The sequence below is a fragment of the bacterium genome (assembly GCA_028821235.1).
GTDB lineage: Bacteria > Actinomycetota > Acidimicrobiia > Spongiisociales > Spongiisociaceae > Spongiisocius.
The window spans coordinates 1-6,581 of sequence record JAPPGV010000132.1; the positions used below are offsets into that span (position 1 = coordinate 1).

The 6,581-nt window shown below is 66.3% G+C and carries 5 protein-coding genes; all 5 read left to right on the forward strand.

Annotated features, from left to right (window positions below):
- A partial coding sequence (locus OXK16_13830) for a BMP family ABC transporter substrate-binding protein (GenBank protein ID MDE0377024.1) occupies window positions 1-1,163 on the forward strand: 1,163 nt, incomplete at its 5' end.
- A gap of 45 nt (window positions 1,164-1,208) precedes the next feature.
- Window positions 1,209-2,735 (forward strand): ABC transporter ATP-binding protein, encoded by a 1,527-nt coding sequence (locus tag OXK16_13835; protein ID MDE0377025.1) that lies wholly within the window; start codon window positions 1,209-1,211, stop codon window positions 2,733-2,735.
- Window positions 2,732-3,868 carry an ABC transporter permease gene (locus OXK16_13840; protein MDE0377026.1) on the forward strand — a complete coding sequence of 379 codons (1,137 nt, stop codon included), beginning with the start codon at window positions 2,732-2,734 and terminating at the stop codon, window positions 3,866-3,868. Before OXK16_13835 ends, OXK16_13840 begins: the two co-directional genes overlap by 4 nt.
- Window position 3,869: 1 nt before the next feature.
- A complete protein-coding gene (locus OXK16_13845; protein ID MDE0377027.1) occupies window positions 3,870-4,781 on the forward strand; it encodes an ABC transporter permease in 912 nt (303 codons plus the stop codon).
- Window positions 4,782-4,897: 116 nt separating this feature from the next.
- Window positions 4,898-6,581, forward strand: a 1,684-nt coding sequence (locus OXK16_13850; GenBank protein MDE0377028.1) for a xanthine dehydrogenase family protein, incomplete at its 3' end; no start/stop codon positions are given.

A 6,581-nucleotide genomic window follows, 5' to 3' on the forward strand; every position in this document is an offset into this window, starting at 1 on the left:
TCTTGACCCTGGTGACGATGCTGACCGCCCTGGCTCTGGTGGCGGGTGCCTGCGGTGGGGACGACGAACCTGCCGCAACAACTGCGGCGCCCACCACTACGGCTGCCCCGACCACTACGGCTGCCCCGACCACTACGGCCGCCCCGACCACTACGGCTGCGGCGCCCGCTACGACCGAGGCCGAGATGACGGAGCCCGACGAGGAAGCGCCGATGGGTCCGACCGAGTTGGACGTCGCCATGATCATGCTGGGCACCAAGGAAGAAGGCTGGTACGCAACCTTCATCGATTCGGTCCACCGGGTGGCGGACGAGGCTCCCCACGGCTTGACGATCACCCTCGAGCAGATCGAGGAGATCCCATACGCTGACGGTGAGCGGGTGATCCGGGACCTGGCCCAGACCGGCGATTACGAGATCATCGTCGGTCACAGCACCTACTCGGATGCGGTCGCCGCGGTCAAGGATGACTTCCCGGACATCCTGTTCGCCTTCTCCGGATCCGGCAACGAGCCGACCGGCGGTAATGGCTACTGGATCGACGTGTTCATCCACGAGCCCGCCTACCTGGCGGGGATCATCGCCGGGGCCATGACCCAGACCAACCACGTCAGCGGGGTGGCGGCTTTCCCGTTCCCCAACGTCAACGGTCCGCTCAACGCGTTCATAGACGGCGCCAGGTTCGTGGCCCAGCAGATGGGCAAGGGTGAGATCACCTTCGATGTGGCATACATCGAGAGCTGGTTCGACCCTGCCACGGCCCAGGAGGCCGCCGCCGCCCAGATCGCGGCCGGTTCCGACATGATCTATGCCGAGCGCTTCGGTCCCTTCGCAGCCATCGAGGAGGCGGACGGTGTGTTCGGCTTCGGACACTTCACCGATCAGCTCGGACTCTCCCCGGTGGTGCTGACCAGCGCGGTCGCCCGCTGGGACACCGCCTTCATGGATCTGGTTGATGCCTGGTATGCCTATACAACCGAGGGCGTTCCGTACGATGCCCCGATGGAGCGGATCGTCTACACCTCGATGGTCGATGGCGGGTCGTCACTCGGAGAGATGAGCGACTTGGTTCCGGCCGATGTCCAAGACGGCGTCGCCCAGGCCGAAGCCGCCATACTGGGCGGGCTGCTGAGGGTAGAACTGAAGACGGATCCGCCCGAGTAGGGCCCTATCACCCGATGAATCCGACACCTCAGGGGAGCGAATTCGGTGACTGAGACGATCCTGGCTGTGGATCGGGTCACCAAGCGCTTCCCTGGGGTGGTTGCCAACGACGCGGTGAGCGTCGACATCCGCCGCGGCGAGATCCACTGCCTGCTCGGCGAGAACGGCGCCGGCAAGACCACCCTGGCCGACATTCTCTACGGGGTCTACCGGCCCGACGAAGGGTCGGTCACCTTCAGGGGCGAGACGCTCGAGCTGCATACGCCTAGAGACGCCATCGCTGCCGGTATCGGCATGGTGCACCAGCACTTCGAACTGGTCCCCCCGATGTCGGTGGTGGAGAACGTGGTCATCGGGACCTCGGCCAGCCAGTGGCTCGATCTGTCGGAGGTAAAGGACCGGCTTAACGAGTTCTTCCACAACTATGACGTGGAGATAGATCCCGACGCCGAGGTGGGCCGGTTATCCGTCGGGGAGCAGCAATGGGTCGAGATATTCAAGACCCTCTACTTCGGAGTGGAAGTCCTGATCCTCGACGAACCGACCGCGGTCCTCACCCCCCAAGGGGTCCAGGAACTCTTCCGGATCCTTCGCCGGATGCGGGACGAGGGCCTGACCATCATCCTGATCACCCACAAGCTCAAAGAGGTCATGGAACTGTCCGACCGGGTGACGGTGTTGCGTCTCGGCAAGGTGGTCGGAACCGTCGACACGGCCGATGTCGAGATGCGGGATCTGGCTCAGATGATGGTGGGGCGGGAGGTGCTGTTCCAGTTCGACAAGGAGCGGTCGCATCCCGGCGAGGCGGTCCTCGAAGTGGACGGGATCCATCTCGCCAGCGTCACCGGGCGGGGCTCTCTGAAGGGTCTCTCCCTCAGCGTCCATGCCGGGGAGGTGGTCGGCCTCGCCGGTGTTTCCGGCAACGGCCAGAACGCACTCTTCGACGCCCTGGTAGGGGTCGAGAAACCCTCCGCCGGCGCCATCCGGATAGGCGGGGTGGACATCGCCGAGATGTCCGCCAACCGGATCGGGCAGCTGGGGATGGCCAGCGTGCCCGCCGATCGTATCGCACAGGGACTCCTGATGGACTTCAAGGTCAAGGAGAACCTGGTGCTGGGCCGTCACCGTTCGAAGCCCTTCTCCCGGGCCGGGGTCCTCAACCGGGGCGCCATCGACGGCTTCGCCGCCGAGTCGATAGAGGGGTTCGACATCAGGACTCCCTCTGCGTCCCAACTCACCCGGACCCTCTCGGGCGGCAATCTGCAAAAGGTGATCATGGCCCGTGAGCTGTCCGGGGAACCGCGGCTGCTGGTGGCCCACCAGCCCACCCGAGGGCTGGACATCTCCGCCAGCGAGTACGTCAGGCGCAGGTTGCTCGAGGAGCGGGAGCGTGGCTCAGCGGTGCTGTTGATGTCCGAGGACCTGGACGAGATCTTCCAACTCTCCGACCGGATCGCGGTGATCTACGACGGCCGGATCGTCTCGGAGACCACCCCCGAGCAGGCCGACCTCCAGTCCCTCGGCCTGAGCATGGCCGGCGCCGATACCGTCGAGGCGGGACCAGCTGCATGACCGATCAAGCCCCTTCCGAGCTTCAGACGCCGGACGGCGGCCGCCGCCGGGACCCGCTGTCGATGTTGTTCCAATCCGGGGCATGGAGGTTCGAGAAGAGGCTGGTGGTCCGCCCATGGCACGAGTTCGTCACGCTGGTCGCCGCTCTCGTGGTGGCGGTGGGCATCATCGCCGGCCTGGTGCTGTTCATCGGAAAGAGTCCGGCCGATTCGTTCGCCGCCCTGTACAACGGGGCCTTCGGCACCCGGGAGTCCACCCTGGAGACCCTGGTGCAGGCGACACCGCTGATCCTTACCGGCCTGGCGGCTGCGATCGCCTTCCGGGCCGGGGTCTGGAACATCGGCGGCGAGGGACAGTTCTTCGCCGGCGTTATGGGTACCTGGTTCGTCTACGACCTTTGGGGAGGGCTACCGGCGCCGCTGCTCTTCGTCTTGATGTTCATCTTCGCCGCCATCGCGGGCGCCGCCTGGGCATCGGTGGCCAGCGGGCTGCTGGTTCGGTACGGGACCAACGAGATCCTTACCACGGTCATGCTCAACTTCGTGATCCTTTACATCCTCTCCTACCTGCTGGCCGGACCCTGGCAGTCGCCCGACACCTTCTACTACCAGACCGTACGGATGGCGGACACCACCTACCTGCCCCGCTTCGTCACCGGCAGTCGCCTTCACTGGGGGTTCGCCATCGCGCTGATCGCCGCGCTGGTGGTCTACTGGCTCATCAGGCGCACCGCCCTGGGATACGAGATAAGGGGGATCGGCTCCAACGTGGTCGCCTCCCGCTACAAGGGCATCAGGGTGGGTACCGTGACCCTCGCCACCATGGCCATCTCGGGAGCTCTGGCCGGCATTGCCGGCGCCGGGGAGTTGCTGGGGCTCCACCATCGTGTCCAGCTCGACATCGCCGAGGGCATCGGTTTCACGGGCATCATCATCGCCCTGGTGGCCCGCCTGCATCCGCTCGGCGTGATCGTGGCCGCCATACTGTTCGGCGCCCTCGTCAACGGGTCCACCGCCATGCAGTACGAGACCGGCATTCCGAAGGCGCTGGTGTTCGTGATCGAGGGGACCACGCTCGCACTGGTCCTGATCGCGGCGATGGTGTCCCGGTACCGGATCCGGAAGGCCGGCTGACATGGAAGATCTCTTCACCAGCGCTGTCCTCGTAGGGATCTTCTGGGCCACGTTGCGGATCGCCACGCCCCTGCTTCTGGCCGCCCTGGGCGAGTTGGTCTGCGAGAGCAGCGGGATACTGAACCTGAGCCTCGAAGGAACCATGACGATGGGCGCCTTCGCGGGCTTCTATGTGGCCAACGAGACGGGCAGCATCCTGGCCGGTTTGGTGGCGGCCGGGGTCGGCGGAGCGTTCCTGTCGCTCATCATGGCCCTGATGACCGTAACCGCCAAGGTGAATCAGGTTGTCGCCGGACTGGCTCTCAACATCCTGGGTCTCGGGCTGGCCTTCTTCTGGTACCGGTCCATCTACGAGGCCGAGGGGAGCATCGATATCCCCACGGTCGAGACGATGCAGGCTCCCTTTGAGTTCTTCCCCATTCCCTGGCTGACCATCCTGGCGTTCGTGATGGTCCCCGTCGTCTGGGTGTTCCTCTACCGGACCAAGTACGGGCTCGAGCTACGGAGCGTCGGGCACAATCCCGAGGCGTGCGACATGCGCGGGGTGGGAATCATCTCGCGCCAGTACGTGGCGGTGGTGTTCGGGGGAGTGATGGCCGGCCTGGCCGGATCCTTCCTCTCCCTGGGATCGACCGGCTTGTTCTTCCCCGACATCATCTCGGGGCGGGGTTGGATCGCGCTCGCCATAGTCATCTTCGGGAACTGGAGGGCCACCTGGGTGCTGGTGGGCTCATTGCTGTTCGGATTCCTGGAGGCGACCCAGCTCGCCCTCCAGGCAAGCGATGTCGACCTTCCCTACCAGCTCCTGCTCGCACTGCCATTCGTCCTCACCATCGTGGCGCTGGTCTTCAACCGCAGCCGCTCCAACGTTCCGCTGTCGCTGACGATCCCCTATCACCGGGGCGAGCGCTGACCGGAGCCGCAAGGCCACCGCTGTGCGGACACGTCGGGGGCTGGCATGTTAGATTGCATCAATAATCCGCTCCAGCGGAGTCCCATCCGGAATTGAGTCAGGAGGTCGGGCTGCACATGACGTTAGATAGTCCCACGCGCATCAACCCGATGATCCGCCACCGGGCCAGCCACATCGGCCGAGCGGTGCCCCGCCGGGAGGATCGATCTCCGTTGATGGGTCGCCAGCGCTACATCGCCGACCTGAAGCTACCCGGAATGCTCGAAGTCGCCTTCGTGCGCAGTCCCGAGGCCCATGCCCGGATAGTGAGCATCGACACCGCGCCCGCCCTCGCCCTCCCGGGTGTGCATGCGGTGTTCACCGGCGCCGACCTGGCGGACGTGGACCTGTTCCCTCACAAGATCCTTTACATCCAACCGGTACGCCAGCCCGTCCTCGCCTTGGACCAGGTTCGCTACGTGGGGTCACCCTACGCGGCGGTCGTCGCCACCGACCGGTACGTGGCGGAGGACGCGGCGACGCTGGTGGCCGCTTACACCGAGTTCGAGCCTCTCCCTACCGTGGCCGACCTGGACCAGGCGCTGGCCGAGAATGCGCCAAGGCTGTACGACGACTGGCCCGACAACTATCTGGTCAACTTCCCGGCTGAGAAGCCCGAGGTGACGCAGGCCTTCGAAGAGGCCGACCACACGTTCAGCGACACCTACGTGAGCCAGCGCCAGACCGGACTTCCCCTGGAGTGCCGGGGTGTCCTGGCCGATGTGCATGACGGCTACTTCACCGTGTGGTCCTCCACGCAGAGCCCCCACATCGTGCGCACCACCATTGCCGAGATGACCGGTATCCCCGAGCCGCGTCTCAGGGTGATCGCTCCTGCCATGGGAGGCGGCTTCGGTACCAAGACCCACATCTATCCCGAGGATGTGGTAGTGACCTGGATAGCTGGCAAGCTCGGACGCCCCGTCCGCTGGCTCGAGGACCGTTTCGAGAACCTGGTCTCCGCGGTGCATGCGCGGGATCAGCGCCACGACGTGGACGTCGCCTACGACGATGACGGGACCATCCGGGCAATCCGATGCAAGGCCATCTGCGACGTCGGATCGGGCGAGATATTCATGCCCGGCACCGCTCCGGTCTTCGTCACCGGCGGGTGCCTGACCGGGGGCTACGACTTCCCGAACATGGAGGTGCATCACTTCTGCGTGGTCACCAACAAGACCCCCAGCGGCGCCTACCGGGGCTTCGGGGTCCCTGAGGGCATGTTCGTCATGGAACGCATCATCGACCGGGTGGCCCGCCTGACCGGGACCGACCGCGTCGAGATCCGGCGTCGCATGATCCTCCAGGAGGATCAGATGCCGTACACGATGCACGGCGGGGGGAGGGTGGACTCCGGGTCGCACGCCAAGGGTTTCGAACGGGCCACCGAGATGATCGGCGAGTCGCTCGAGCGGGCGCGGGCCCGGTACGCCGAGGATCCCGACGTCCGGGTCGGGGTCGGCTACACCAACTACGTGGAGCCCACCACCCCTACCTACCACCTGACTACCGGATTCTGGGCCGGTGGCGACTCGGCGACGCTCCGGGTCGATCCCGACGGCTCCGCTCGGGTAGGACTCGGTACCACCGCGCTCGGGCAGGGCACCGAGACGAGCGCCCCCCCCCCGGCGGCGGGCCCCCCGGGGGTGGGCCCCCCGGGCCCCCCGGGGGGGGTTGGGGGCCCCGCCCCCCCCCCCCCGGGCCCCCGGCGCCCGGGGGGGGGGCCCGCGGGCCCCCCCCCGCCCGCCCCCGCCCGCGCGG

What these genes read in the sequence shown, in the direction of transcription:
- OXK16_13840 (MDE0377026.1), top strand. Translation starts at nt 2,732, where the DNA reads ATGACCGATCAAGCCCCTTCCGAGCTTCAGACGCCGGACGGCGGCCGC.
- OXK16_13845 (MDE0377027.1), top strand. Translation starts at nt 3,870, where the DNA reads ATGGAAGATCTCTTCACCAGCGCTGTCCTCGTAGGGATCTTCTGGGCC.